At 55.9% G+C, this 24,485-nt stretch carries 24 protein-coding genes; 8 read left to right on the forward strand and 16 right to left on the reverse strand.

What is annotated here, in order from left to right:
• From ABF287_RS10265 to coxB, 5 genes are all read right to left on the reverse strand, one after another.
• Nucleotides 1-411: cytochrome c oxidase subunit 3 (locus ABF287_RS10265; RefSeq protein ID WP_347184916.1), on the reverse strand; the 411-nt coding region annotated here is incomplete at its 3' end.
• A gap of 42 nt (nucleotides 412-453) precedes the next feature.
• Nucleotides 454-1,035 (reverse strand): cytochrome c oxidase assembly protein, encoded by a 582-nt coding sequence (locus tag ABF287_RS10270; protein ID WP_347184917.1) that lies wholly within the window; start codon nucleotides 1,033-1,035, stop codon nucleotides 454-456.
• Entirely contained in the window at nucleotides 1,035-1,199 is a 165-nt protein-coding gene (locus ABF287_RS10275) for a hypothetical protein (RefSeq protein WP_347184918.1), read from the reverse strand. The genes ABF287_RS10270 and ABF287_RS10275 overlap by 1 nt, the downstream gene beginning before the upstream one ends.
• 1 nt (nucleotide 1,200) lies before the next feature.
• Nucleotides 1,201-2,139, reverse strand: a complete 939-nt coding sequence (gene cyoE / locus ABF287_RS10280) for a heme o synthase (RefSeq protein ID WP_347184919.1) — start codon at nucleotides 2,137-2,139, stop codon at nucleotides 1,201-1,203.
• A 123-nt stretch (nucleotides 2,140-2,262) separates the two neighbouring features.
• Nucleotides 2,263-3,129 (reverse strand): cytochrome c oxidase subunit II, encoded by an 867-nt coding sequence (gene coxB, locus ABF287_RS10285; protein WP_347184920.1) that lies wholly within the window; start codon nucleotides 3,127-3,129, stop codon nucleotides 2,263-2,265.
• 178 nt (nucleotides 3,130-3,307) lie between these two features.
• Here coxB and tldD point away from each other — a divergent pair, with 178 nt between their 5' ends.
• Both tldD and dprA read left to right on the forward strand, forming a co-directional pair.
• Entirely contained in the window at nucleotides 3,308-4,729 is a 1,422-nt protein-coding gene (gene tldD, locus ABF287_RS10290; protein ID WP_347184921.1) for a metalloprotease TldD, read from the forward strand.
• Nucleotides 4,730-4,975: 246 nt separating this feature from the next.
• A complete protein-coding gene (gene dprA / locus ABF287_RS10295) occupies nucleotides 4,976-6,115 on the forward strand; it encodes a DNA-processing protein DprA (protein WP_347184922.1) in 1,140 nt (379 codons plus the stop codon).
• Nucleotides 6,116-6,368: 253 nt separating this feature from the next.
• On the opposite strand, the gene ABF287_RS10300 is transcribed toward dprA, so the two are convergent.
• Both ABF287_RS10300 and ABF287_RS10305 read right to left on the reverse strand, forming a co-directional pair.
• Nucleotides 6,369-6,800 carry a glyoxalase superfamily protein gene (locus ABF287_RS10300; protein WP_347184923.1) on the reverse strand — a complete coding sequence of 144 codons (432 nt, stop codon included), beginning with the start codon at nucleotides 6,798-6,800 and terminating at the stop codon, nucleotides 6,369-6,371.
• Nucleotides 6,797-8,248 carry an MATE family efflux transporter gene (locus ABF287_RS10305; RefSeq protein WP_347184924.1) on the reverse strand — a complete coding sequence of 484 codons (1,452 nt, stop codon included), beginning with the start codon at nucleotides 8,246-8,248 and terminating at the stop codon, nucleotides 6,797-6,799. The genes ABF287_RS10300 and ABF287_RS10305 overlap by 4 nt, the downstream gene beginning before the upstream one ends.
• 377 nt (nucleotides 8,249-8,625) lie before the next feature.
• Between ABF287_RS10305 and topA the strand changes: the two genes are divergently transcribed.
• The 6 genes from topA (at nucleotide 8,626) to ABF287_RS10335 (ending at nucleotide 15,117) form a co-directional block, all read left to right on the forward strand.
• Nucleotides 8,626-11,253, forward strand: coding sequence for a type I DNA topoisomerase (topA, locus tag ABF287_RS10310; RefSeq protein WP_347184925.1), 2,628 nt, complete (start codon nucleotides 8,626-8,628; stop codon nucleotides 11,251-11,253).
• Between the two features lie 157 nt (nucleotides 11,254-11,410).
• Entirely contained in the window at nucleotides 11,411-12,115 is a 705-nt protein-coding gene (locus ABF287_RS10315) for a CoA transferase subunit A (RefSeq protein WP_347184926.1), read from the forward strand.
• On the forward strand, nucleotides 12,115-12,744 hold the full coding sequence (locus tag ABF287_RS10320) for a 3-oxoacid CoA-transferase subunit B (RefSeq protein ID WP_347184927.1): 630 nt from the start codon (nucleotides 12,115-12,117) through the stop codon (nucleotides 12,742-12,744). Before ABF287_RS10315 ends, ABF287_RS10320 begins: the two co-directional genes overlap by 1 nt.
• Before the next feature lie 363 nt (nucleotides 12,745-13,107).
• Nucleotides 13,108-13,296 carry a hypothetical protein gene (locus ABF287_RS10325; RefSeq protein WP_347184928.1) on the forward strand — a complete coding sequence of 63 codons (189 nt, stop codon included), beginning with the start codon at nucleotides 13,108-13,110 and terminating at the stop codon, nucleotides 13,294-13,296.
• A 452-nt stretch (nucleotides 13,297-13,748) separates the two neighbouring features.
• Nucleotides 13,749-14,552: an NAD(P)-dependent oxidoreductase gene (locus ABF287_RS10330; protein ID WP_347184929.1), complete on the forward strand. Its 804-nt coding sequence runs from the start codon at nucleotides 13,749-13,751 to the stop codon at nucleotides 14,550-14,552.
• 34 nt (nucleotides 14,553-14,586) lie between these two features.
• Nucleotides 14,587-15,117 carry a GNAT family N-acetyltransferase gene (locus tag ABF287_RS10335; protein ID WP_347184930.1) on the forward strand — a complete coding sequence of 177 codons (531 nt, stop codon included), beginning with the start codon at nucleotides 14,587-14,589 and terminating at the stop codon, nucleotides 15,115-15,117.
• A gap of 67 nt (nucleotides 15,118-15,184) precedes the next feature.
• On the opposite strand, the gene folD is transcribed toward ABF287_RS10335, so the two are convergent.
• The 9 genes from folD to tolR form a co-directional block, all read right to left on the reverse strand.
• Nucleotides 15,185-16,087: a bifunctional methylenetetrahydrofolate dehydrogenase/methenyltetrahydrofolate cyclohydrolase FolD gene (gene folD / locus ABF287_RS10340; RefSeq protein ID WP_347184931.1), complete on the reverse strand. Its 903-nt coding sequence runs from the start codon at nucleotides 16,085-16,087 to the stop codon at nucleotides 15,185-15,187.
• Complete coding sequence (locus tag ABF287_RS10345) at nucleotides 16,084-16,395, reverse strand: chorismate mutase (protein WP_347184932.1); 312 nt, start codon at nucleotides 16,393-16,395, stop codon at nucleotides 16,084-16,086. Before ABF287_RS10345 ends, folD begins: the two co-directional genes overlap by 4 nt.
• 135 nt (nucleotides 16,396-16,530) lie before the next feature.
• Nucleotides 16,531-18,510, reverse strand: coding sequence for an ATP-dependent zinc metalloprotease FtsH (ftsH, locus tag ABF287_RS10350; protein WP_347184933.1), 1,980 nt, complete (start codon nucleotides 18,508-18,510; stop codon nucleotides 16,531-16,533).
• An 80-nt stretch (nucleotides 18,511-18,590) separates the two neighbouring features.
• Nucleotides 18,591-19,874, reverse strand: a complete 1,284-nt coding sequence (gene tilS / locus ABF287_RS10355; RefSeq protein WP_347184934.1) for a tRNA lysidine(34) synthetase TilS — start codon at nucleotides 19,872-19,874, stop codon at nucleotides 18,591-18,593.
• 60 nt (nucleotides 19,875-19,934) lie between these two features.
• Nucleotides 19,935-20,807, reverse strand: a complete 873-nt coding sequence (gene ybgF / locus ABF287_RS10360) for a tol-pal system protein YbgF (protein WP_347184935.1) — start codon at nucleotides 20,805-20,807, stop codon at nucleotides 19,935-19,937.
• A 10-nt stretch (nucleotides 20,808-20,817) separates the two neighbouring features.
• On the reverse strand, nucleotides 20,818-21,372 hold the full coding sequence (pal, locus tag ABF287_RS10365) for a peptidoglycan-associated lipoprotein Pal (RefSeq protein ID WP_347184936.1): 555 nt from the start codon (nucleotides 21,370-21,372) through the stop codon (nucleotides 20,818-20,820).
• 86 nt (nucleotides 21,373-21,458) lie between these two features.
• On the reverse strand, nucleotides 21,459-22,793 hold the full coding sequence (gene tolB, locus ABF287_RS10370; protein WP_347184961.1) for a Tol-Pal system beta propeller repeat protein TolB: 1,335 nt from the start codon (nucleotides 22,791-22,793) through the stop codon (nucleotides 21,459-21,461).
• A gap of 17 nt (nucleotides 22,794-22,810) precedes the next feature.
• Nucleotides 22,811-23,986, reverse strand: a complete 1,176-nt coding sequence (locus ABF287_RS10375) for a hypothetical protein (RefSeq protein WP_347184937.1) — start codon at nucleotides 23,984-23,986, stop codon at nucleotides 22,811-22,813.
• A gap of 10 nt (nucleotides 23,987-23,996) precedes the next feature.
• Complete coding sequence (gene tolR, locus ABF287_RS10380) at nucleotides 23,997-24,482, reverse strand: protein TolR (protein ID WP_347184938.1); 486 nt, start codon at nucleotides 24,480-24,482, stop codon at nucleotides 23,997-23,999.
• Nucleotides 24,483-24,485: the final 3 nt, after the last annotated feature.

Raw genomic sequence — 24,485 nt, forward strand, 5'->3', positions numbered from 1 at the left:
AAGCAATGTGTTCATCAAAGGCAGGTGGAACGCGTTAACCGGAATGATTTCAGGTTTAACGTATTCTGTGCCCGCGTATTCGTACATTGGGTAGATAGACGTTTTAAAGAACGCCCAGAACCATGCAAAGAAGAACATAACTTCGGACATGATGAACATGATGAAACCGTAACGCAGGCCGATGCGTACAACAGGCGTGTGATCGCCAGCCTTGTTTTCAAGGATTGTTTCGCGCCACCAAGCCCACATGACGTAAAGCACGCCCAAAAGGCCAGCAAGGAACATCCAAGGTGTGTCGTTGACCATCCACATGACGGCACCAAACAACATGATAAAGGCAGCGATACCACCCAGCATTGGTTTCGTGGATGGTGGCAGAATGTGGTAATCGTGGTTCTTTACATGAGCCATAGTCGTGTGTCCCTCTCCCTCGGGGTATTTTCCCTAATGGGTTCAGTTAAGATCTGTAACCTTCGGAGCGTCGCTTTGCAAAGCGGCAATCTCTTCGGGCAGATCGGTTTCGTAGAATGTATAAGACAATGTGATGCGATGTACATATTTCGCGTCACGGTCAGTAGTGATTTCGGGGTCCACGTAGAACGTTACCGGCATTAACACGGACTCGCCGGGTTGAAGCACTTGTTCAGTGAAACAAAAACAATCGATCTTGGTGAAAAAGCCACCAGCCTCGTATGGGGCAACGTTGTAAGACGCCGTGCCTGCAATCGCGCGATCCGTTGGGTTGTGCGCCTCATAAAAGGCCAAACCTGTTTCGCCAATGCGGATTTCCATCTCGCGTTCAACTGGTTTGAACGACCATGCCATGGCGGGATCGGTGTTCGCATCAAAGCGGATCTTGATGGTCTCGTCCAAGATGACGTCAGAACCAACGTCAGCTTCCAAAGTGGTGCCACCAAAGCCGGTGACCGCACAGAACCAGCTGTAAAAAGGAACAGCCGCCCAAGCCAAACCACCCATCAAGACAACAACACCCACAAGCGTGGCAGCCGTTTTTTGAGGACCTTGCAGCGCCATTATTCGGTTGCCTCCACAATGCCACCAGTGGTCACATCAACGGTTTTCACTTTGACCACAGTCAGGCCAAGGATCAACACAACGAAAGTCGCCAGCACAAGACCCAGCCCGACATTGCGGGATTTGCGGCGCGTGTGCATGTCATGAAGTTTGGTGATCGCCATGTTAGAAAGGTCCTCCGATGCCGAAGCCGCTAAGCATCGCATCAAACATTAGAGCCACGAAATGCGCAAAAAGATACGCCAATGAGAGCTTAAAGAACGACCGTTCCACTTTGAAATTATCGGCTTTGGCATCCGCGTCATCACGGCGCAAAATCTTAAACGCGCCTTGGATAAACAGCGCATTCATCACGACAAACGCCACCAAGTAGGCCCAGCCAGAAATGGAGGTGAACAACAATGCGCCCGCTGTCAGCGCCAAAAGCAGCGTGTAGACCACGATGTGCTTGCGGGTTGACCGCGTGCCGTGCGTGACGGGCAACATCGGCACTTTCGCCTTGTCGTAGTCAGAATTCATGAACAGAGCCAAAGCCCAGAAGTGCGGCGGCGTCCACATAAAGGTCAAAGCGAACATCAGCGTGCTGGTGATTGTGATGTCGCCCGTGACCACAGCCCAACCGATCATCGGAGGGAACGCGCCCGCAGCACCACCGATCACGATGTTTTGCGGCGTCGAACGCTTCAGCCACATGGTGTAAACAACGGCGTAAAAGAAGATGGTGAAGGCCAAAAGCCCAGCAGCGACCCAGTTGCTCGCCAAGCCCAGCATAATCACGGAAAAGGCCGAAAGCGTCACGCCGATGGCCAAAGCTTCACCTTCGGTCACCTTGCCTGCAGGAATTGGGCGTCCCTTGGTGCGTTTCATCACGCGGTCGATGTCAGCATCGTACCACATGTTCAACGCGCCAGACGCGCCGCCACCGATGGCGATGCACAGGATTGAAAAGAACGCGACAAACGGGTGCACTGATCCGGGTGCGACCATCAAGCCGACCAAAGCTGTAAAGACAACAAGTGACATCACACGAGGTTTCAGCAACGCGAAAAAGTCGCCAAAGCTCGCCTCTTCGGTGTCCTCAAGTGTGATCGTCGCGTCTGTCATCACGTGCCTTTGCATCGGTGGGGGAGCCTGCGGAGAACATCCCCCGAACGGCGCCGTTGTGCGTGTCTAGTTAGAACCGTGGCGGGGCAAATCAAATTGCCCACGCCTATTTTCGCAATCGCGTTACTCAGCAGATGCCAGTTGGATCATCTGTGGAGTTGTGCCCTCCAAAGACGCGAACTCTTCAATCGCGCCAGCCAACCATGCGTCGTATTCTTCTTGTGAGACAACTTTCACAGTGATCGGCATGTAGGCGTGGTCTTTACCGCAAAGCTCGGAACACTGACCAAAGAAGGTACCTGTTTTCTCTGCTTTGAACCAAAGTTCAGCCACACGACCAGGAACCGCATCTTGTTTCACGCCAAATGCTGGGATGGTCCATGAGTGGATCACGTCCGCACCGGTTACGCCCATCACAACAGTTGTGTCTACAGGAACAACAACGGCGGTGTCTGTCGCAAGCAAGTACAAGCTTTGGTCGTAACCCGCAGCTTCCAATTCATCGCGCTCAAGCAAGTAGCTGTCAAAAGAGAAACCTTCGTCAACGTACTCGTAGCCCCAGTACCACTGGTAGCCTGTTACTTTGATGTAGAGGTCGCCTTCAGGAATTTCTTGCTGTTTGAACAAAACTGGCAAAGAGAACGCGCCAATGATGACCAGAATAAAGATTGGCACGATTGTCCAAGCGATCTCGATCGGTGTGTTGTGTGTGAATGTTGCTGGTGTTTTGTTTGCCTTGCGGTTGTAGCGCACCACAACCCAAGCCATCAAAACGCATACAAACAACACGATCACTGTGATGATCCACAACAAGATGTTGTCCAATCCTTGCAAATCGCGAGCAAGTTCAGTCGCAGCGGGTTGAAAACCCAATTTGCCGTCCACAGGCGCGCCCAGCAATTCGCCGGCTTGTTGCGCCATGGCGGCACCTGAAACGGTGGAGGCTAAAACTGTGGCGGCAAAGCCAGACAAAAAGCGTTCTGTGCGCATGTTCTTTTCCCATTTCGCAAGCGCAACAGTGATATGTGCGCCGCAGTGCCCGATGTTCGGACGAATTTCGTTTGAGTCTCGACCCCCAAAAACCATATTAGTTGCTGTGGGACAAGATTTCCGCGCCGCCATTGACCGTGTTTTTTGATTTAGATCAAGTCCCCAAGGAGAAAATATAATGACAACGAGACGTTTTGACCCATTCGAGACACTGTTGGATCAGGCGTCAGCCCTGTCGATCTTGCAAAATGCCACTGTTGGCGCTGATGATGGCGAGATATTCTTCGAACGCCGTACATCTGAGGGGATCGTATTGGATGACGGGCGAATCCGCAACGCAACATATGACGCATCCGAGGGATTCGGCCTGCGTGCAGTGCGTGGAGAGACCGCCGGCTATGCCCATTCGACCGAAATTTCCGAATCGTCCCTCAAACGCGCCGCCGAAACTGCGCGTCTGGCCGTGGGCAACGGTGGCGGCAGTTTGGCCGACGCACCGCGTGCGACGAATGTGAAACTTTACACCGACGAAAACCCGATGGATGGCGCAGCGTTCAATGTCAAAATCGATACGCTCAAAGAAATCGACGATTTCCTGCGCGCCTTAGACCCACGCGTTGTGCAAGTCTCGGCCTCTGTTGCCGCTTCTTTCCAAGAAGTGTTTATTCTGCGCCCCGACGGTGGCCTCGTGTCGGATCAGCGCCCCATGGCCCGCCTCAACATTTCCGTCATCGTTGAAAAAGATGGCCGCCGCGAAAGTGGCTCTGCGGGCGGTGGCGGTCGCACAGGGCTGTTGGGCATGCTGGCCCCTGAGCACTGGAAATCCGTCGCCACCGAGGCCCTGCGCATTGCCAGCGTCAACCTTGAAGCCGTCCCTGCCCCTGCGGGTGTGATGGATGTTGTGCTTGGCAACGGCTGGCCTGGTATTTTGCTGCACGAAGCCATCGGCCATGGGCTTGAGGGCGATTTCAACCGCAAAGAAACCTCAGCCTTTGCAGGGTTGATGGGCAAGCAAATCGCAGCCAAAGGCGTGACCGTTCTGGACGACGGCACAATCCCTGATCGTCGCGGCTCCATTTCTGTCGATGACGAAGGCACGCCAAGCGGCAAAAACACATTGATCGAAGACGGCATTCTGGTCGGCTATATGCAAGACCGCCAAAACGCCCGCCTCATGGGCGTTGAGCCAACCGGAAACGGGCGGCGTCAAAGCTATGCCCACACCCCGATGCCGCGCATGACCAACACTTATATGCTCGGTGGCGACACGCCCCCCGAAGACATCGTCGCAAATCTCAAAGACGGCATCTATGCGGTCGGGTTTGGCGGCGGCCAAGTCGACATCACCAATGGCAAGTTCGTGTTTTCGTGCACCGAAGCCTACCAAGTCAAAAACGGTGTCGTTGGCGCGCCCGTGAAAGGCGCCACATTGATCGGCGACGGAGCAACGTCACTGAAACACATCCGCGCACTTGGCAACGATATGGCGCTAGATCCGGGCATGGGCAACTGCGGCAAGGCAGGTCAATGGGTGCCAGTGGGCGTGGGACAGCCCACAACTATGATCAGCGAGTTAACGGTTGGCGGATCGGCCACTTAACGGGAATTGATTTCCGGCACCTCGCCTGCAAATAAAACAAATACAAAGACTTACAGGCGCTGATGGCTCTTCTAGCCGCAGCGCCTGTTCCGTTTCATACCCAGCGCACCGCGCCAAATCACCCAGATCTCGGCGATGACTGCGGCGAATTTTTGATAAATTTGAGGATAAATTGATGAAAGTAACTGGGTATTAACCATTTTGCGCGATGGTCTTAACTGCAAGAGACGGAGAGAGCTGGTCAAAATGGATTTCATCCCTTCCCCCCCCCTCACCCCACCCCACACTGCGGAAGACCGCATCAACTGGCTCCGACTCTTGCGATCACGCCGCGTTGGAACGGCCACCTTTTACCGCCTTATGAACGACCACGGGTCCGCCCAAGCATCGCTGGATGCGCTGCCAGACATCGCACGGGCTGCGGGCGTAAACGGCTACAGAATATGCCCAAAATCCGTTGTCGAAGAAGAACTACGCGCGGGTCGCAAAATCGGCGCGCGCCTGCTTGCCATAGGTGAGCCTGAGTATCCTGCCAGCCTTGCCCTGATCCCTGACGCACCACCATTGCTTTGGGTGAAAGGCGATGTATCGCTGTTTGAACGCCCGATGGTGGCCTTGGTCGGGGCGCGCAATGCGTCTTCCTTGGGCCTTAGAATGGCCCGCGCCGTCTCGCGTGATCTGGGCGCCGAAGGCTTTGGCATCGTGTCCGGCATGGCGCGCGGCATTGATACGGCCGTCCACAAAGCCGCACTCGACACAGGAACCATCGCCGTGCTTGGCGGCGGCTTGGACGTGATATATCCCGCTGAAAACAAAGACCTTTACCACCAAATCGCAGACACAGGCGTCATCGTATCCGAACAACCCCTTGGCATGAAACCCTTTGCGCGGCACTTCCCCATGCGCAATCGCATCGTGTCTGGCATGGCTTTGGCAACCGTTGTGATCGAAGCCGCAGCCAAGTCTGGTTCGCTTTTGACCGCTGGCAACGCGATGGAACAGGGCCGCGAAGTGATGGCCGTGCCGGGGCACCCGTTTGATGGGCGCTCCTCTGGGTGCAACAACCTGCTGCGCGATGGGGCCAGCCTGATCCGTGGCGCACGCGACGTGATCGATGTGCTCGCCCAAGCGTCGCCCTTGGCGCTCACCGCAAAACAAACGCCCGATGAAGCGATTGAGCCCATAGCCCAAACGCCGCAATCGCTTGATGACACCACGGCGCTGCACACTGAAATTCTGTCACGCCTTGGCGGTGTCGCCATTGCCGAAGACCAGTTGATCCGCGACCTCAGCGCACGCGCCGAAGACGTCAGTTCGCAGATCATGACGCTGGAACTCGACGGACACATCACCCGAAAAGCCGGCGGTCTTTTGTCGCGCACATAGCGCTGTTTTAAAAAGTTGCACGACTTTAAGGCACGTGTTTGCAACAGTTTAAACCTTTCGCCGCCCCGCAGTTTACATGTTTTAAAGACGGATTTGAGCCGATTTGGGACAATAGTTTCCAAATCCCCATCGAACCGAACGGTGACTTTAGACAACTGAAACTGACCCTAACCTTTACGGCCCGCATCACCTTCTGACTCAAAGGCCACGACCTGCGGGGCAGGTTCTCGTGCCTGCAGGTCGTGGGTGTGCTTTACCACATGCCGATTTGCAGTTGTGGTTGGCCGTCGCTGGTGCGTTCCATGGAATGGCCTTGTGGGCCGACGGTGCCGCGGATGCGTCTGCGCAGGTTTGAGAACAGTTTCGAGGTCACAACGTCCACAGGTTCATCCAGATGCAGCTCTAATCTGACCCAACCGGCGCGGACTATTGCGGCGGAGACCACTTTTGCCGTGAAGGGTTGGGACAGATATGTGCCGGTCACTGCATCGCCGGGGGCCCAGTCTTTTGGGGGCAAGATTCCGATTGCTGCGAAGAATGTGTTCCAATCGCGAAAACCGTATTGGTGGGCAATCAGTTCGAGGGATTTGGCATGGCCAATCGCTGTTCCGTCGTCGGCCATTTTGGCGCGCAGCCGTTTGGCTTGATCTTTGGCCTGAGATGCGGATGGAAGTTTGATGGTCATGACGCCTCTCCCGCTGCGGTTTGGGCTTGGGTATGAGTTGCCGTGTGGATATGGGTATCGCCGTGGGGATCACTATGGGACCGGAAAAGCCCCAACCGCAAATTGCCGCGTGTCGCGCCATGCCATAGCACCAGTCCTGTGAGGGCGCAACGCAGGACTTCGGCGCTGGGGCTTGCGTACCAAACGCCTGTTTCACCAAACCATAGCGGCAAGAGGAATGTCAAAGGAATGGCAAAGCAATAGGCCTTGGACAGTCCAAGAATGGCGGCTTTGGCAGCATGGCCGATGGCTTGGAAATGGGCGGCGATCATCATCAAAGGCCCCATCAAGAAGAACGCAAGGCTCATGATCGGCAAAAGTCGCGCGACTTGCGAAATGACGGCTTTATCCACGACAAATAGGCTGGCGATTTGGCTAGGAAACAGCGTCACGATGCCTTGCACGAAGGCACAATAGATAAGCGCCGCAATGAGCGCGATCCGCAGGCTTGCCTCTGATCGTTTCCAAAGGGCCGCACCATAGTTATTGCCGGTGATTGTCTGCATCGCAAAGGACAGCCCCAAGAGCGGCAGGAAGGCGAAGGTCATCACGCGGGTGATGATGCCATAGGCAGAGACGGTGTCGGCGTAATGGGCGGCGCCGATCCATTGCAACGAGATCAGAATGGCCGTTGATCCCAGCGCCAGACCGATAAAGTTCAGGCTTTGCGGCGCGCCCAAGGCAAGGATACGCCCCCAATGCGCTCGCAAAGTCGCCTGCAGCACCACCGATGGTTTCAACGCGGTGTTACCGAAGGTGCGAAACCCAATAATAATGCCAAAGGCCAGTATTTGCGCGGCGGCCGTGCCATAAGCCGACCCTGCGACGCCCATATCAAGCAGCGCGATCAGCACATAATTGAAACCGATGTTGGCGACGGAAACGAGCAGGCTCATTGCCGCCATGAACCCCACGCGGCCTTCGCTGCGCAGCGCGTCCGAATGGACCGACAAGACGAACATCACCGGCGCGAAGACCACAGTGATGCGCAGATACAGCGCGCCCATCTGCGCCAAATCCATGTTGCCGCCTGCCGCCAGTCGTGCCAATGGCTGACCAAAGATGGTGAACAAGGCGATCAAAATCCCCCCCAGCGCGAGGGCCAGACCATGCGCGCCAGCAAAAATGCCACGCGCGCGCGTCGTGTCACCTGCGCCAAAGGCCCGCGCCAACATGCTGGACATGCCGTTCGATACAAGTGTGGAAAGCGCCACGATCAGAATGTAGATCGGAAACATCAAGGTCACGGCGGCTAGCGCTTGGGGGCCAACATAGTGGCCCAGAAACACCGCATCAGCGACGGACAACAGCCCGTTCATGCCCATGACGAAAATAATCGGCAAGGCGGTTTTAAGATAGATGGCGCCAAGGGGGCCATCGATGAAAGAATTGGAGGGGGTGTCAGACATATCCCATGTTCCTCAAGCCGAATCGCGCTTGTGAGATGGGGCCCGCGTTACCATCCGCGCGATATGCGGAAAAAGAGGTCGATAGAGATGTATCGTCGCAGAACTTCACCAAGACAAATGTCAGCGGGAGGCAGGCGTCTACAGCCTGCCCTTTGCCTATTCCGAATTATTTCACCCGTCAAGAGCGCCCGTTTTTCGTCGATTTGCCCCTATGGGAATGGGTCAGGGCCGCGCCGTAAATCAGCTGAAAGCCCCGCGATATTTGACATCTTGCGCAAGAAATTAACTCAATTTCACGATCTTTCATTGACATTCCGCAGTTGCGTAACTCAATTTGCGCCGCCATAAGGCCAACAGAGTCGTATAAAGGATGTACTATGCCCGTTGTTGTTGTCGAATCCCCAGCCAAGGCCAAAACGATCAATAAATACCTTGGAAGCGACTACACCGTATTGGCATCCTACGGCCACGTGCGCGACTTGCCGGCCAAGAACGGATCGGTCGACACGGACAATGATTTCGAAATGATCTGGGACATCGGCGCGCAAAGTCGCCCCCATGTCAAAGCCATCGCAGATGCGCTGAAAAACGACGACGAACTGATCCTCGCGACCGACCCCGATCGCGAAGGCGAAGCGATTTCATGGCACCTGCAAGAAGCGCTGACCAAACGCCGCGCGATTAAAAAGTCGACATCTGTATCGCGGGTGGTGTTCAACGCGATCACCAAAACCGCCGTGACAGAAGCGATGAAAAACCCGCGCCAAGTGGACATGCCGCTGGTGGACGCCTATTTGGCGCGCCGCGCTTTGGACTACCTTGTGGGCTTTAACCTCTCGCCTGTTTTGTGGCGCAAATTGCCCGGTGCGCGCTCTGCGGGCCGTGTGCAATCGGTGTGTCTGCGCTTGATCGTGGAACGCGAAGACGAGATCGAGGCGTTCAATCCGCAAGAATACTGGTCCGTCAAAGCGATGCTTGAAACGCCGCGCGGGCAGCAGTTTGAAGCGCGTTTGACGCAGCTCTCTGGCAAAAAGCTTGATAAATTCGACCTTGGCGACCGCCTGTCTGCGGAAATGGCCGTACAGGCTGTGTCGTCGCGTGATCTGAAAGTGGTGTCTGTTGAGGCCAAACCTGGCACGCGCAACCCATCTGCGCCATTCATGACATCGACCCTGCAACAAGAGGCCAGCCGCAAATTCGGCATGGGCGCGCGTCAAACGATGAACGCGGCACAACGCCTGTATGAAGCGGGTCTCATCACCTATATGCGGACCGACGGCATCGACATGGCGCCCGAAGCCATCGCAGAAGCGCGTGAAGCCATCAAGGCGCGTTACGGCGATAAATATGTGCCGTCCAAGCCGCGTGAGTACAAAAACAAAGCCAAGAACGCGCAAGAAGCCCACGAGTGTATCCGCCCGACCGAATTGGCCAAAGGTCCAAAAGAGGCGGCCCTGTCCGATGGCGATCAGGCCAAGCTCTATGACTTGATTTGGAAACGCACGATTGCGTCGCAAATGGAAGCGGCCCGTTTGGAGCGCACTACTGTGGATATCGCATCAGCTGACCAAGAGGTCGTCTTGCGCGCCACGGGTCAGGTTGTGGCCTTTGACGGCTTCATGGCCGCCTACATGGAAGGCAAAGATGACGCAGAAGGCGAAGAAGACAGCGCCCGTCTGCCACAAATCATGCAAGACGAGCCTGCCAAGAAAGTCGCCGGTGCCTTGACGGCTGCCGCTGTGGACAAAGAAGCGGCGCTTGGCGCTGGTGACGCCGTTCTAGGCCTGCAACACCACACCAACCCGCCGCCCCGCTACACCGAGGCCACTTTGGTGAAACGCATGGAAGAGCTCGGCATCGGCCGCCCTTCAACCTATGCCTCTGTTTTGACAACGATTGTTGAGCGCGAATATGTGCGCAAAGAGCAAAACCGCCTGTTCCCCGAAGACAAAGGCAAAATCGTAACGATCTTCTTGATGAACTTCTTCCGCAAATACGTTGGCTATGAATTCACCGCCGATTTGGAAGGCGAGTTGGACACGGTTTCTGCGGGCGATCTAGACTATAAAGACGTGCTGAAGCGCTTCTGGCGTGACTTCTCGGCGGCAATTTCTGAGACGTCCGATTTGCGCATTTCCGAAGTGCTCGACAAATTGGACGCAGCCCTTGCGCCAACGCTTTACCCACCGCGCGAAGATGGCACAGACCCACGCATTTGCCCCAAATGTGGCGCGGGCAATCTGCACCTGAAAACATCGCGTTCTGGCGGGTTTGTTGGCTGCTCCAACTACCCTGAATGCCGCTACACCCGTCCGATTTCGGGCGAAGGTGCGGAAAGCTATGAAAAGGTTTTGGGCGAAGACAACGGCGACGAAATTTCCCTGCGCTCTGGTCGGTTTGGGCCTTACGTGCAGCGCGGCGAAGCCACGCCTGAAAACAAAAAGCCACCGCGCACATCGCTGCCCAAAGGCTGGGCGCCCGAAAGCATCGATCTGGAAAAAGCGCTGCTCTTGCTGAACTTGCCGCGCGAAATTGGCCCGCACCCCGATGGCGGTGTGATTGCGGCCAATTTGGGTCGCTTTGGCCCCTATTTGATGCACCAGTTGCCAGACGAGGAAAAACCCGTCTACGCCAACCTCAAAGAGACCAGCGAAGTCTTTGAGATCGGCATGAACTTGGCGATGGAAATGATCACCCACAAGCGCGAGAACCCCGGTCGTGGGCGCACTGTGGCGAAAGCTTTGAAAGAGCTCGGCGATCACCCAGATGGCGGTCCGATCAAAATCATGGACGGCAAATACGGGCCTTATGTGAAGTGGGAAAAGGTCAATGTGACCCTGCCCAAAGAGACCAAGCCCGAAGACGTCACCGTCGAACAAGCGCTCGAACTGATTGCGACCAAAAAGCCTGCCAAGAAAAAGGCCCCCGCAAAAAAGAAAGCGCCTGCGAAAAAGGCTGCCGCCAAGAAGGCTCCTGCGAAAAAGACAGCGGCAAAGAAAGCCTAAAGCTGATCTGCCAAGGGATTTAATTGCTATTCTCAAGTTCAATGCCACGCATCTGTAAAAAGATGCGTGGTTTTGCGTTTTTGCACTGCAGCATTGCATTGACAGTTACATCTGGATTGCGTCCAATCTGTCGAACGATTTTCCTGAGGAGAGAAAAGTGAAAAAAGTGTACGGATCGGCGTCTGAGGCCTTAGACGGCCTTGTAAAAGACGGCATGTTGATCGCTGCGGGCGGCTTTGGCCTTTGTGGCATTCCTGAATTGTTGATCGACGCCTTGGTCGAAAGCGGCGTCAAGGACCTGACAGTTGCCTCAAACAACGCAGGTGTCGACGATTTTGGATTGGGCAAACTGTTGGCCACCCGCCAAATCAAGAAAATGATGTCATCTTACGTGGGTGAAAACGCAGAATTCATGCGCCAGTACCTCAGCGGCGAGCTGGAACTTGAATTTAACCCGCAAGGCACTTTGGCCGAACGCATGCGCGCAGGCGGTGCTGGCATTCCGGGCTTTTACACCAAGACAGGTGTGGGCACGGTGATTGCTGACGGCAAAGATGTGAAATCTTGGAACGGCCAAGACTACATTTTGGAAGAAGGCATTTTCGCGGATATTTCCATCGTGAAAGCGTGGAAAGCCGACGAGACTGGCAACGCGATCTTCCGCAAGACGGCGCGCAATTTCAATCCACCAGCGGCGATGTGTGGCAAGGTTTGCATCATGGAAGTCGAAGAAATCGTGCCCACAGGCTCGCTTGACCCTGACGCCATCCACCTGCCCGGCGTTTACGTGCACCGTATCGTGCAAGGTGAGCACGAAAAACGCATCGAACAGCGTACAGTCCGTCAAAAGGAGCAATCATAATGCCTTGGGATCGCAATCAAATGGCAGCACGCGCTGCACTGGAACTCGAAGACGGTACATATGTGAACCTCGGCATCGGCATCCCGACCTTGGTGCCGAACTTCATCCCTGAAGGCGTCGAAGTCACACTGCAATCTGAAAACGGCATGCTTGGCATGGGGCCCTTTCCGGTTGAAGGCGACGAGGACGCAGACCTGATCAACGCAGGCAAACAAACCATCACAGAGCTGCCAAACACCGCCTATTTCGATAGCGCGTTTTCCTTTGGCATGATCCGTGGCGGCAAGATCGCGATGGCGATTTTGGGCGCGATGGAAGTGGATGAGAAAGGCGATTTGGCCAACTGGATGATCCCAGGCAAATTGGTCAAAGGCATGGGCGGCGCGATGGACTTGGTCGCAGGCGTTGGCCGTGTTGTCGTCGTGATGGACCACACCAACAAGCACGGTGACAGCAAGCTGCTGAAAGCCTGTACATTGCCGCTGACGGGCAAAGCTGTTGTGGATCGCGTGATCACCAATTTGGGCGTTTTGGACGTTGTGGACGGCGGTTTGAAGATCGTCGAATTGGCCGACGGCGTGTCCGAAGCGGACCTGCGCGCGGCGACCGAAGCCACAATTATCGATTGACCCAACGTCACGAGACATCGTAGCATCTGCGAGGACCTTCTATTTGCGGGTCCTCGCGTTGAGTCCAGATTTACGCCCTTTTTTAAAGTTTCAGCTGCAGGCGTTTGGGATTAATCTACGCTAAAAGAAATGCATGTTCCAAGACGTTCTTGGGTCGTGCGATATTGATAAAATTTCATCTGTTATCAATATCTTAATCAGTATGTCAGGTTCTGATAATGACCAATATATTGGTCCATTTCAGCCCTACTCGCGCCGCATTTTGGTGCCCAAATAGGTCACATCTCACGCATTTGCGAACGTGACGCGGGCACCGCGTTTTATGCGCACGCTTTTAAAAGATCGCCTTTGGGGGGCACCTATATGAAACCGGTGAAATTTGACCAAACGACCCAGACCAGCTTCTTCGACTCCGTCGCTTTCGACTGGATTGTCTTTGCTTCTGCGATCACCTGTCTCGGCATCGCATTGATGGCAGCCCTTTCAACTGGACTGTCGATAACGGAAGGTGCTCTCACCCTCTCGCAGCTTGTACAAGCCGTTATGTCGTAGCCCAGCAAGCGCGACCTACAAGATGTCGTTGTGATGTACCGTGCCGAATTGGCGCGGTATTTTTGTTTTCGGTCTGGAGCAAAGCCAATCCAGCACCCAACCGCGCGACATTATTTGCTCTGAACCGTTTTTGATCGCTGTGCAGACCCAGCGGCAAACGCAAGCCATGCGGCCGAAAAATCCGAACAGATTTCGTGCCCCGTGCAAGTGAGTCGCACCACACACGGCTTTGCCCCAGAAAATCTGAAGCGACTCACTTCAAAGCCCAAAAGTAGCGTCCGAGAGGCCCTGGCGGGGTGAAAATGGCGCAGGGCGCCTGTAACAAAAGTCAATTTTTCGCCATATTTCGCGCAAAAAACACAGGCCTGAGGCACGCATTTTTTGAGCACATTGCAAATGACATTTGCATTTGCCGCGCGGTAAGATCTTTATGGGATTAGGAGGAGCAGACCATGAGCAAAATCGGACTGGCAGGTGTGGGCAGAATGGGCAGCGGGATGCTGACCAACATGCGCAAAAGCGGGATTGATGCGGATGGCTTTGACATTCGCCCCGCCAGTGAATTTGGCAACCTGCCGGTGAGCAATGACGCCGATGCTTTTGCGGAAGGGCTGACGACGCTGATCACGGTCGTGCGCGACACGGATCAAACCGACGAGGTGCTTTTCGGCACGCAAGGGTTTGTGTTGCGCGCCACGGACCTTGAAACGATCATCGTGTCGTCAACGTTGTCCCCCAAATATGTGCGCGCTTTGCGTGACAAAATTCCACCCCATATCAATTTGATTGATGCGCCAATGTCAGGCGCGCAAGTCGGCGCAATTGAAGGCACGCTGGCCTTTATGGTGGGCGGCGAAGACGCGGCGGTGGATGCCGCTTGGCCGCTGTTTGAGGCGATGGGGTCGAATGTGCACCGCATGGGGGGCTTTGGCGATGGCATTCAAACCAAGGTGCTGAACAATCTCTTGTGTGCCTCGCATACAGTGATGACGCGGTTGATTTTGGATTGGGCGACAGACGCCGATTTGGATCACGGCAAGCTTTTGGCGCTGGTGGAAAAAGCCACGGGGCAAAACTGGTTCGCCTCGCGCTTTGATGACATCGAGTTTGCCCGCCAAGGGTACGAGCCCAGCAACACCGTCGCGATTTTGGAAAAAGACGTGGCCGCAGCACTGGACGCCGCCCCAGTAGGGGCAGACACCGCCCTGCCCGAGTTGTTGAAACAGATGCTGCATGACCTGCAGCCGATGGACTGATCCACCTCTCCCCCCAAGAAAAGAGACCCGTTTGATGCGTGTGATCAAAGCCTACCCCGCTCGAAATCCTGATCTGTGGCAGAGCCAAAGCCAAAGCTTGGCGCAGATATTGATCGACAGCGTCGACCTTGGGGCGGCGATTGGCTTTATGCAGCCGTTGGATAAGACTGCGGCTTTGGCCTTTTGGCAGGGCACAGTCGCTGAAAGTGTGGCGCGCGGCGAACGCGATTTGTTTATCGCTGAAGAAGACGGCGCGGTGCTGGGCACGGTGCAGCTGATCCATGACATGCCTGCCAATCAACCGCACCGCGCGGAGATCGCCAAGATGATGGTCGCGCCCGCGGCAAGGCGGCGCGGTGTAGGGCGTGCCTTGATGCAAGCAGCGCTCAAATCGGCCAAGACCAATGGCAAAACGCTGGTCACGCTGGACACCCGCACGGGCGATGTGGCAGCGCCGCTGTATACGGCTGTTGGGTTTGAGGTCGCGGGGCATATTCCCGATTATGCCTTTGACCCCGATGGGCAGGCCCGCCACAGCACCACGTATATGTATTGCAAACTGTGACTTAGACATAAAAAGACCGCGCAAGGCATGGGCCCCGCGCGGTCTTTTTGTAAGGTAATAGCAGGTCTTAAGCGGTGAGACCTTCAGGTTCCGCAAAGCCGTTTGAGCGGCAGCAGGCGGTGACTGTATTGGCCAGCAAGCAGGCGATGGTCATCGGGCCGACACCGCCGGGCACAGGCGTGATCGCGCCGGCCACTTCTGCGGCAGAGGCGTAATCCACATCGCCCACAAGACGGGTTTTGCCCTCACCACGCTCAGGCGCGTCGATGCGGTTGATGCCCACGTCGATGACCACAGCACCCGGTTTGATCCAATCGCCTTTGACCATCTCTGCACGGCCCACAGCGGCAACAACGATGTCCGCGCCGCGCACGACCTCTTCGATATTGGCGGTGCGAGAATGGGCGATGGTAACGGTGCAGCTGTCACGCAGCAACAATTGCGCCACGGGTTTGCCCACCAAATTAGACCGGCCGATCACGACAGCGTTTTTGCCTGACAAAGACCCAAACTGATCGCGAAGAAGCATCAAACAGCCCAAGGGCGTACAGCTGACCATAGCGCGCTGACCACTGGCCAAAAGGCCTGCGTTCAACACATGCAAGCCGTCGACGTCTTTGTCGGGATCAATGCGGGCGACGATGTCGCGCTCTGACAGGTGATCAGGCACAGGGAACTGACACAGGATGCCGTGCACGGCAGGATCGGCGTTGAGCTGATCGATGAGGGCGTACAGATCGGCCTCGGAGGTGTCAGCCGGCAGTTTGTGTTCGTAGGAGTTCATCCCCACTTCGACGGTGGATTTGTGTTTGTTGCGCACGTAGACCTCGGAGGCTGGGTCTTCGCCGACCAAGATCACAGCAAGACCTGGCGTCACATTGTGCACTTCTTTCAGGCGCGCCACATGCGATGCAATTTTTTCGCGCATGGTGGCTGCAAAGGCTTTTCCGTCAATTTTGGTCGCTGTCATGCTGTGTCTCCTTTGGACATGGCGCGCTCTTCGCGTGCAATCATGTTGTCAATCATCAAGCGCCACATATCCGCAGCGGTTTGTTCATCGAACCCTTCGCGCGCGGCAATGCCACGGACATTGTCTATGACGGCGTTCACACGGTCCTCAATGCGCGCAGGCAAGCCCACGGCAGGCTTAAGCTCGGCCGCGCGGTCCACGTGTTGCTGGCGCAGAGCCAACAGGCGGATCAAGTCATGGTCGAGTTGATCAATTTGGCTGCGCAGATCTGCCATCGTGTCGATGGATTTCGGGTTTTGATACGTCATATCTGGTCCTCTTGCAGGCGCTTTAGCATGGGGGCGCAGTTGAGGAAAGAGCCACGCCGCAAATAGCAAACGCCTGTGTGAGAAACGAAAAAAGCCGCACTCGAAAGCGCGGCTTTTAAGCAGTGTCTGCTGATTTTATTCAGGCTTTTTTGTTTCAGCCTCAGGTGAATCAGCGTCAGTTGTGTCAGACTCGGTCGCGTCGGATGCATCCGCTTTGACGTCTTCATCCTTGATCACTTTGAGCTTGCGCTTGCCGGTTGTCGGCACGGCAATCACAGACGGCGTGTCTGGCGCAGCAGCGGCTTCCTCAGCCTCATCAACCTGCGGCAGTTCGCCTTTCATCACGCGCTTGATCTCGTCACCAGTGAGCGTTTCGTATTCCAAAAGGCCCTGTGCGAGACGCTCAAATTCTTCGTTGTTGTCTTCGAGAATTTTATACGCGCGCTCATAGCCGGCTTGGATAAAGTCTTTCACTTCGGCTTCAACAAGTTCTTTGGTCGATGCAGACATCGACAAACCGCTTGTGTTGCCTTGGTAGCCTTCATGCGCTTCGGCGTAGTCGATGTTGCCGACCTTGTCGGACATGCCCCACCGCAAAATCATAGCGCGCGCCAAGCTTGAGGCTTGCTGAATATCGCCCGCAGGACCGTTAGACACTTGGCCTTCGCCGTACTTGATGATCTCAGCCGCTTTGCCCGCCATGGTCATGGCGATGCGCTGGTGGCATTCGTCCTTGAACATGTTCAAGCGATCCATTTCAGGCAGGCTCATCACCATGCCCAAAGCAGAGCCGCGTGGAATGATCGTCGCTTTGTACACGGGGTCACATTTTGGCAGCATGATGCCGACAATGGCGTGGCCCGCTTCGTGGTAGGCGGTCATTTCTTTTTGCTCAGTCGTCATCACCATAGAGCGGCGTTCAGCGCCCATCATGACTTTGTCTTTCGCAGCCTCAAAGTCGACCATGGTCACAACGTTGCGGCCAATGCGCGCTGCCATCAACGCAGCCTCATTCACAAGGTTCGCAAGATCGGCACCGGAAAATCCAGGTGTGCCGCGCGCAATCGTACGCAGGTCAACCGCAGGTCCGAGAGGGATTTTACGCGCATGCACGCCCAAAATTTTCTCGCGACCTTTGATGTCTGGGTTTGGCACGGTGACTTGACGGTCGAAACGACCTGGACGCAGCAACGCAGGGTCAAGCACGTCACGACGGTTGGTCGCCGCAACGATGATCACGCCTTCGTTGGCTTCAAAGCCGTCCATTTCGACAAGCAATTGGTTGAGCGTTTGTTCGCGCTCATCATTGCCGCCGCCGTAACCCGCACCACGGGCACGGCCCACGGCGTCGATTTCATCGATAAACACGATACAAGGCGCGTTCTTTTTGGCCTGTTCGAACATGTCGCGCACACGAGATGCACCGACACCGACAAACATTTCCACAAAGTCAGAACCAGAAATGGTGAAGAACGGCACGCCAGCTTCGCCCGCAATCGCGCGTGCCAGCAATGTTTTACCCGTACCGGGAGGACCAACAAGCAAAGCGCCCTTTGGAATTTTACCGCCCAAGCGGGAATATTTTTGCGGGTTGCGCAAGAACTCTACGATTTCTTCGAGCTCTTCTTTGGCCTCATCAATGCCAGCCACATCATCAAAGGTTACGCGGCCAGCTTTTTCGGTCAGAAGTTTGGCTTTCGATTTGCCAAAGCCCATCGCGCCACCTTTGCCGCCGCCTTGCATGCGGTTCATGATGAAAATCCAGATCCCGATGATCAATGCGAAAGGCAGCAACGACATAGCGAGTGATTTCAAGCTACTTGGCTTTTGTGCTTTACCTTCAACAATCACGCCCTGTTCGATCAACTTGCCGGGCAATTCAAGATCGCCAGGGTTGATAGAATAAAACTCAGTGCCGTCGGCCAAAGTGTAGTTCACTTTCTCGCCATCAATGTTGACGGAGCTCACAGCACCAGCATCAACACTGCTCATGAATTCGGAATAGGCTCGTTCGTCTGTCGCCATGGTCGTATTGCTGCCGCCGATGACGTTAAACAACGCCACAACCAGCATCAAAAGTACCAGCCAAAAGGCGAGATTTCTTGCGTTACCCAAGATGAGGTCTCCTCGAAAATTCAGACTCAGCGCGGGCGCGCTAAGCGGTTCCCTTTAAAATAGGCATCGGTGGCATAAGTTCAATGCGATAAAAGAGATGTGAACACATGGTCTTGTGGATAGATCAGCTTTGCCGACACATTCAGCGGTGTTTGCGCAAGGGGTGTCACGGGTACCGCCATCGGAGCCGCCACCAAGATATCGCCGCTAAACACCGCAGGCGTGGACTTTAAGCTCTCTCGTGGCGGGTTCTCAGGCGTCCGCGGGCCCAATTGTGCCAAGCCATCGTCGCCCAAAGCGCGCACAATAAATTCCTGCGATTTGTCGCAGGCAATGCGCCAACGTTTGTCCCAAATGCCACTGCCAGACAAGATTTCGCCCTCAACGGCCGAATATTCACGAAACAGTCGCAATTCTGCGGCCGTCGCCACAAGCCGCACCCCGTGCAAAGTCGCGTCCTTGCCCTGCACCATGGCCGACATAAACGCCTGCAATTTGCTGGCCCGCGGCCCGTAATCCGTTGAGGCAATCCACCTGAGCGCATGCGACACCAGCCGCCGGTTCACTTCTTCAGGGGCGCGCACAAACGCCGCGCGATCAATCACCAAATCGCCCATCTCTTGGCGCATGCAGTGACAAGCGTGGGCATGTGTCGCGTGGTCCAGCGCCGAGCGCACCTGCCCAAGCTGCGCCATCACCCGCCCGACGATCTGCGCATCCACGCCAAGATCCGACAGCGCGGCCATGGCCTTGCGGGCTTTGACGCGATCATAGACCTCATCGTCATTGCTCGGATCATCAATCCATGCCTGATCCAAGCCGCGCAAATACTGGCGCAAATCAGCACGGTGGCTGGTCAAAAGCGGCCGCAGCCATGTGATCGCGTGGGCCTCGCGCTGCTCTTGCATGCCGCTCAGCCCATCGATGCCAGAGGCCCGCGCGAGACGCATGAAAAAGGTCTCTGCTTGGTCATCCAGCGTGTGGCCCAGCACAATCGCCGTGATGTTTTGCGCACGCGCCCAATCCGCCATTAGCGCATAGCGCGCCCGCCGCGCGGCATCTTGCAGATTGCCTGCACCAGACCAGTCGGTCCATTTCAATGTCGTATGTGCAATGTCCAGCGCGGCGCATGTTTCACCCACAAAAGCCGCTTCTTGTGCCGCCTCCACGCGCAACCCATGATCGACTGTGACGGCTGAGATGCGCACGCCTTGCCGCGCACCCCACGTGGCCATCAAGCGTAACAATGCCAAAGAGTCGCCACCACCAGACACCGCGACCCCGATATGATCCGGTGTCTCAGCGCCAAAACGCGTCGCAAAAAATTGTGTCAGCGTCGAAAGCTGCGGGTCAGTGTGTGTCATGCAAACCGCTATGCGACAAAATCACTGTTGGAACAAGTGATGCGCCTCAAAGTGCGGGTTTTATTGACAGCCCAAAGACAGAAGTTCCGCCGCCGCCTCACCCGCTTCAGGCGTGCCCGCAAACCGGTTTTCAACCTCGGACAACATCACGCAGCCCTTATCCACATGCCCAAGCGCGGCCATCGTGCCACCCAAACGGAGCAATGCGGCAGGCGCGCGTGCGCCCTCAGAGGACGTGTTGAAACTGCTCAAATAAGCGCGCGCCGCATCTTCGGTCTGGCCCAATTGCAGCAAAGCCTCGCCCTGCATGAATTGCGCTTCGCTGGTCAAAACACCGCCCGTGTAGTTTTGCGCGAACGTGCCAAAAGCCGCAGCCGCCGCTTCGTAATCTCCAGCATCATAGGCGGCTTTTGCGGCGTCAAAATCCGATTGCTCTGCCACAGCCAGCTGCCCCAATCCCTCTGTCGGCGCAGGAACGGGCGCAGGTGCAGGTGCAGTGGTCACAACATTGGTCGCGCCACTTGGCGCATCCGTGCCGCTCAAAGGCGTCAGCAACGGCAAATCACTGATATCACAGGCCGCCTCAAGATCGCACAGGCGGAAATTCATATCGTCAAGTTGACGCGTGCCATCCGCAACGATCCGGTCGATGCGAAATTCCAGCTGCTCCATCTTGCCGGTCAGCTTGGCCAGACTGGCCTCCATCGTGTCAACGCGTTCAAGCGTGGAGGCGCCGACCAAAGCCGTGTTGGGCGCGCCTGTGGTCGACAGCTCGCGTTTGAGCTTTTTCAATTCGACCGACAAAATGGCCGCCTCTTGGCGAATATCAGCCAAGGTTTGCGCGTCTTGCGCAAAAACAGGCGCGGCAAAGCCGACCGCAAAGACCACCGCAGTTGTCATCAAAACGCGTTTCATACCGCCACCTGTTGTCATGTTTCGCACCTTAGCTAATGCCTGCGCCAGCCGCCAAAACGGTCACAGCGCGACGGTTTTGTGCATAGCAGCTTTCTGCAGAACACACTTCGATGGGGCGTTCTTTGCCGTAGGTGATGGGGCGCAAGCGCGTCGCATCCACACCTTGTGAGATCAAGAAGTTTTGCACCGCAGCAGCGCGGCGGCTGCCCAATGCGAGGTTGTATTCGCGCGTGCCCTGCTCATCGGCGTGACCTTCGATAATCGCGGTATAGCCCGGATTTGCGTTCAACCACTGCGCTTGCTGCGCCAACAACCCGCGCGCCTCAGTCGTCAATGTGGATTGATCAACAAGGAACAACACGCGGTCGCCAATGGTTTGGCTAAAGTATGCGGTGGATTTGGGATCATTGGCGGAGCCTGGAATGATCGCACCATTTGCGCCATTGGCACCGAATTGGCCGTCAGCGCCGTAACCGCCAAAACGGTTCGGGTTTGTACAGGCGCTCAGGGCCAGTGCGGACACCAACAAAAGCGCAGTCGCACTGCGGGACTTGCGCGTCAGCAATGATTGAATGTGGGTCATGGTCATATCCTTTTGCGGAATTTATGTCTGCTCAATTTGGGTCAGTATAGCACTCGCCAAGCTCTTTGGGGAGTGCCGCTCAATCACTATTTCAACAGCGGCGACCATGCGGGGTCGGACGCACCAGAATTGGTCGGCACGCGGCGCAGATTGCGCCCAGAAATGTCGACGGAATACATCGCGGATTCCCCTGTTGCCCCTTGGGTTTCACGGGTAAACATGATCACGCGACCGTTGGGCGACCATGTCGGACCCTCATCCAAGAAAGACGCGGTCAACAGCCGCTCTTCGGAGCCATCCGTGCGCATCACGCCAATGTGGAAGCGGCCGTTTGCTTGCTTGGTGAAAGCAATCAAATCCCCGCGCGGTGACCAAACGGGCGTGCCATAACGCCCTTGACCAAAGGAAATGCGCTTCGCATCCCCGCCCCCAGCAGGCATGATATAGAGCTGCTGATTGCCAGACCGGTCACTTTCAAACACGATCTGCGATCCATCGGGCGAAAACGACGGCGCCGTCTCAATGGCGGGCGTATTGGTCAAGCGCACGGCCTGACCCGACGCGATATCCATACGGTACAAATCAGTGTTCGCGCCCGTTGAGACCGAATAAACAACCGAGCGTCCATCTGGCGAAAAGCGTGGCGCAAAGGACATGCTTTCAGCCGGCACTGGCAATTGGCGGCGCGTGACTGTGCCCACATCCAACATCATGATTTGCGGGAAACCGCTTTCATATGAGGTGTAGAGCACCCGATCCCCTGTTGGCGAAAAGCGTGGCGCCAAAACAATTGCGGAATCGTCTGTTAGGAACTGCATATTCGCGCCGTCGTAATCCATCACCGCAAGGCGCTTGCGACGCGCTTGCTTTGAACCCGTCTCAGAGACAAACACCACACGGCTGTCGAAATACGCGCCCTCGCCCGAAATGCGGCTGTAAACCACGTCGGCAACCTTATGCGCGATACGGCGCCAGCTTTGGGTGGACCCACCAAGCTGAAGCCCCGTCCCTAGCTGCGCATCGGAAAACACATCAAACACGCGGAACTTCACCGACAGATTGCCGCCTGCGTCCACCGCCACGGCCCCTGTCACCAAACCTTGCACGTTGATCGCTTTCCAATCGGCGTATTGCACAGGGCTTTCAAAAGATGTGATGCGCGAAATATATGCGCTTTCAGGCACTTCGCGGAACAAGCCCGTGCCCACAAGATCCGCCGCAATCACATCGGAAATCTTCTGCGCAAAATCGGCGGCCTGCACCGTCTCGGCGATGAAATTGGGCACAGCCACGGGCAAAGGTTCGATCACACCTTGGGTGATTTCGATTTTCAGCGGGCCTTGATCTTGAGCCGCCACCGAAATCGGCGCGCCCAATACGAAAGCTGCGGCAAGAGCTGCGCCCGCAATGCTGCGCGCCATGGCTGTAAGTTTCATCATTAGAATGTCGCTCCACTAGAATCGAAAGTAATTAGCATTTTTTCCCATCGGTCAAATTTCTCGACCGGCAGTGGCAGTCCACGCGCCCCACATCGTTTAATAGCGTTGCTGGCGCGGACGAAAGCTAATTGAACAGATTTTTCGCTTCCCCCAAATGATTCAGAAAGTGTGATGGACTCCTCAATGGGTGTCCCATTCCTGTTCATCGACACTGCGACGACCACAACGGGTTTTTCTTTTGCATGCTGCGAAAAGTTTTTATTCCAACACCTTCCAATCGCACTTCGTAAAGCGTCTCTTTCACCGTAACTTAAAGGTGGGCCCAAAGGGCCTTTTGGAGCAGCAGGTGTTTCAGACACAGCCTCAGCAGCAAGGGCGGCGATGGCATCAGCGGCAGCATCTGCTGCGGCATCCGCGCTGGCTGCGGCTTTGGCTTCTGCTTCGGCTTTCGCCTCATCCGCTTGCGCTTTGGCTTGATCGTCCGCCTTTTGCGCCACTTGTGTCGCAATAGATTGGGGGCGGGATTTTGGGCGTGGTGATGTGGACATGCCCGACGGGGTTTCCGCTTCGGTCACGATTTCGGTTGTGGCTTCTTGCGGTGCGGCAGCCTCTTCGTCGGGTTTCACTTCGGCGGTCTGTTCGGCATCTGGCGACACCTTCGGCGTCAACTGATCGGCAATATCTGGCGTTTTGTCAGGGTTCACCACCGCCTCAGGCGCGATGCGCGGCACAGGGCGCGGCGTGGGGCGCGTGTCCGCAATATCTGGCAAGCCAGCGCCGGGATCTTCCAACGAAATTTCAGGATCATTTGTCGGGCTTGGCGGCGTTGGGTCCACGCGCACGGGCGGGCTCAAGGGCGCGGGCTCTGACGGGGCGGTGTCTGCGGCACTTGGCTGAGATGGCACAGTCGGCGTGCTGGTGTCTGGCTGGGATTGCTCTGGGTTTGACAGGGCGGCCACATCCACCTCAGGGGCGCGAATTTCAGGCGCTATGGTGGGCACATCGGGCGATGTTTCGACACGGCTAAGGGACGCGAAATCCGCCTCAGAAATCAAGGAGACTTCTTGCGTCTGCAATGGCTCTGTATGGTTGGGTTTCACGAAAAATCCGCCCAGCAGCACATAGGCCACAAGCCCCGCATGCGCGCCGGCCGAAATATAGAGACCTTTATTCACCCGCGCGGCCTCAGTTGCCTGTGCTCACAGACGACCCATCCAAACGCGGGCCGCCTTGCTCTGTCACAAGGCCAATATTGCGAAACCCACCTGCGTTCAGCGCGCCCATCACTTGGACGACTTGCTCGTATGGAATGGATCCATCTGCGCTCAAAAAGACTTTGTCATCGTTGCGCTCATCAGCAATCGCACGCAGCTTTGTGACCAATTCCTCTTGGTTTTCTTCATTGTTCATCAGCAAAACCCGTCCATCGGCAGTCAATGTGATCGACAATGGCTCTTCACTTTCTTGCGGCAAAGCGGTGGCGGCGGTTTCTGGCAACTCAACAGGCACGCCCACTGTCATCATCGGGGCTGCGACCATAAAGATAATCAACAGCACCAACATGACATCCACAAACGGCGTCACGTTGATCTCGCTCATCGCTGCCGCTTGACCACGACGACGACCGCGACGACCGCCGCCCGATTTGTTTTTTGCAAGACCCGCACCCATGGC

The sequence above is a fragment of the Pacificibacter sp. genome (genome assembly GCF_039769035.1).
Taxonomy (GTDB): domain Bacteria; phylum Pseudomonadota; class Alphaproteobacteria; order Rhodobacterales; family Rhodobacteraceae; genus Celeribacter.

Coding starts and splice junctions, on each gene's coding strand:
- ABF287_RS10300 (WP_347184923.1), bottom strand. CDS start 6,800: ATGACCATCAAACTTCCATCCGCATCTCAGGCCAAAGATCAAGCCAAA.
- dprA (WP_347184922.1), top strand. CDS start 4,976: ATGGATTTCATCCCTTCCCCCCCCCTCACCCCACCCCACACTGCGGAA.
- ABF287_RS10320 (WP_347184927.1), top strand. CDS start 12,115: ATGCCTTGGGATCGCAATCAAATGGCAGCACGCGCTGCACTGGAACTC.
- ABF287_RS10330 (WP_347184929.1), top strand. CDS start 13,749: ATGAGCAAAATCGGACTGGCAGGTGTGGGCAGAATGGGCAGCGGGATG.
- ABF287_RS10325 (WP_347184928.1), top strand. CDS start 13,108: ATGAAACCGGTGAAATTTGACCAAACGACCCAGACCAGCTTCTTCGAC.
- ABF287_RS10270 (WP_347184917.1), bottom strand. CDS start 1,035: ATGGCGCTGCAAGGTCCTCAAAAAACGGCTGCCACGCTTGTGGGTGTT.
- tolB (WP_347184961.1), bottom strand. CDS start 22,793: ATGGCGCGCAGCATTGCGGGCGCAGCTCTTGCCGCAGCTTTCGTATTG.
- ybgF (WP_347184935.1), bottom strand. CDS start 20,807: ATGACAACAGGTGGCGGTATGAAACGCGTTTTGATGACAACTGCGGTG.
- coxB (WP_347184920.1), bottom strand. CDS start 3,129: ATGCGCACAGAACGCTTTTTGTCTGGCTTTGCCGCCACAGTTTTAGCC.
- cyoE (WP_347184919.1), bottom strand. CDS start 2,139: ATGACAGACGCGACGATCACACTTGAGGACACCGAAGAGGCGAGCTTT.
- ABF287_RS10275 (WP_347184918.1), bottom strand. CDS start 1,199: ATGGCGATCACCAAACTTCATGACATGCACACGCGCCGCAAATCCCGC.
- ABF287_RS10345 (WP_347184932.1), bottom strand. CDS start 16,395: ATGACGTATCAAAACCCGAAATCCATCGACACGATGGCAGATCTGCGC.
- pal (WP_347184936.1), bottom strand. CDS start 21,372: ATGACCCACATTCAATCATTGCTGACGCGCAAGTCCCGCAGTGCGACT.
- folD (WP_347184931.1), bottom strand. CDS start 16,087: ATGACAGCGACCAAAATTGACGGAAAAGCCTTTGCAGCCACCATGCGC.
- tilS (WP_347184934.1), bottom strand. CDS start 19,874: ATGACACACACTGACCCGCAGCTTTCGACGCTGACACAATTTTTTGCG.
- tldD (WP_347184921.1), top strand. CDS start 3,308: ATGACAACGAGACGTTTTGACCCATTCGAGACACTGTTGGATCAGGCG.
- ABF287_RS10335 (WP_347184930.1), top strand. CDS start 14,587: ATGCGTGTGATCAAAGCCTACCCCGCTCGAAATCCTGATCTGTGGCAG.
- topA (WP_347184925.1), top strand. CDS start 8,626: ATGCCCGTTGTTGTTGTCGAATCCCCAGCCAAGGCCAAAACGATCAAT.
- tolR (WP_347184938.1), bottom strand. CDS start 24,482: ATGGGTGCGGGTCTTGCAAAAAACAAATCGGGCGGCGGTCGTCGCGGT.
- ABF287_RS10305 (WP_347184924.1), bottom strand. CDS start 8,248: ATGTCTGACACCCCCTCCAATTCTTTCATCGATGGCCCCCTTGGCGCC.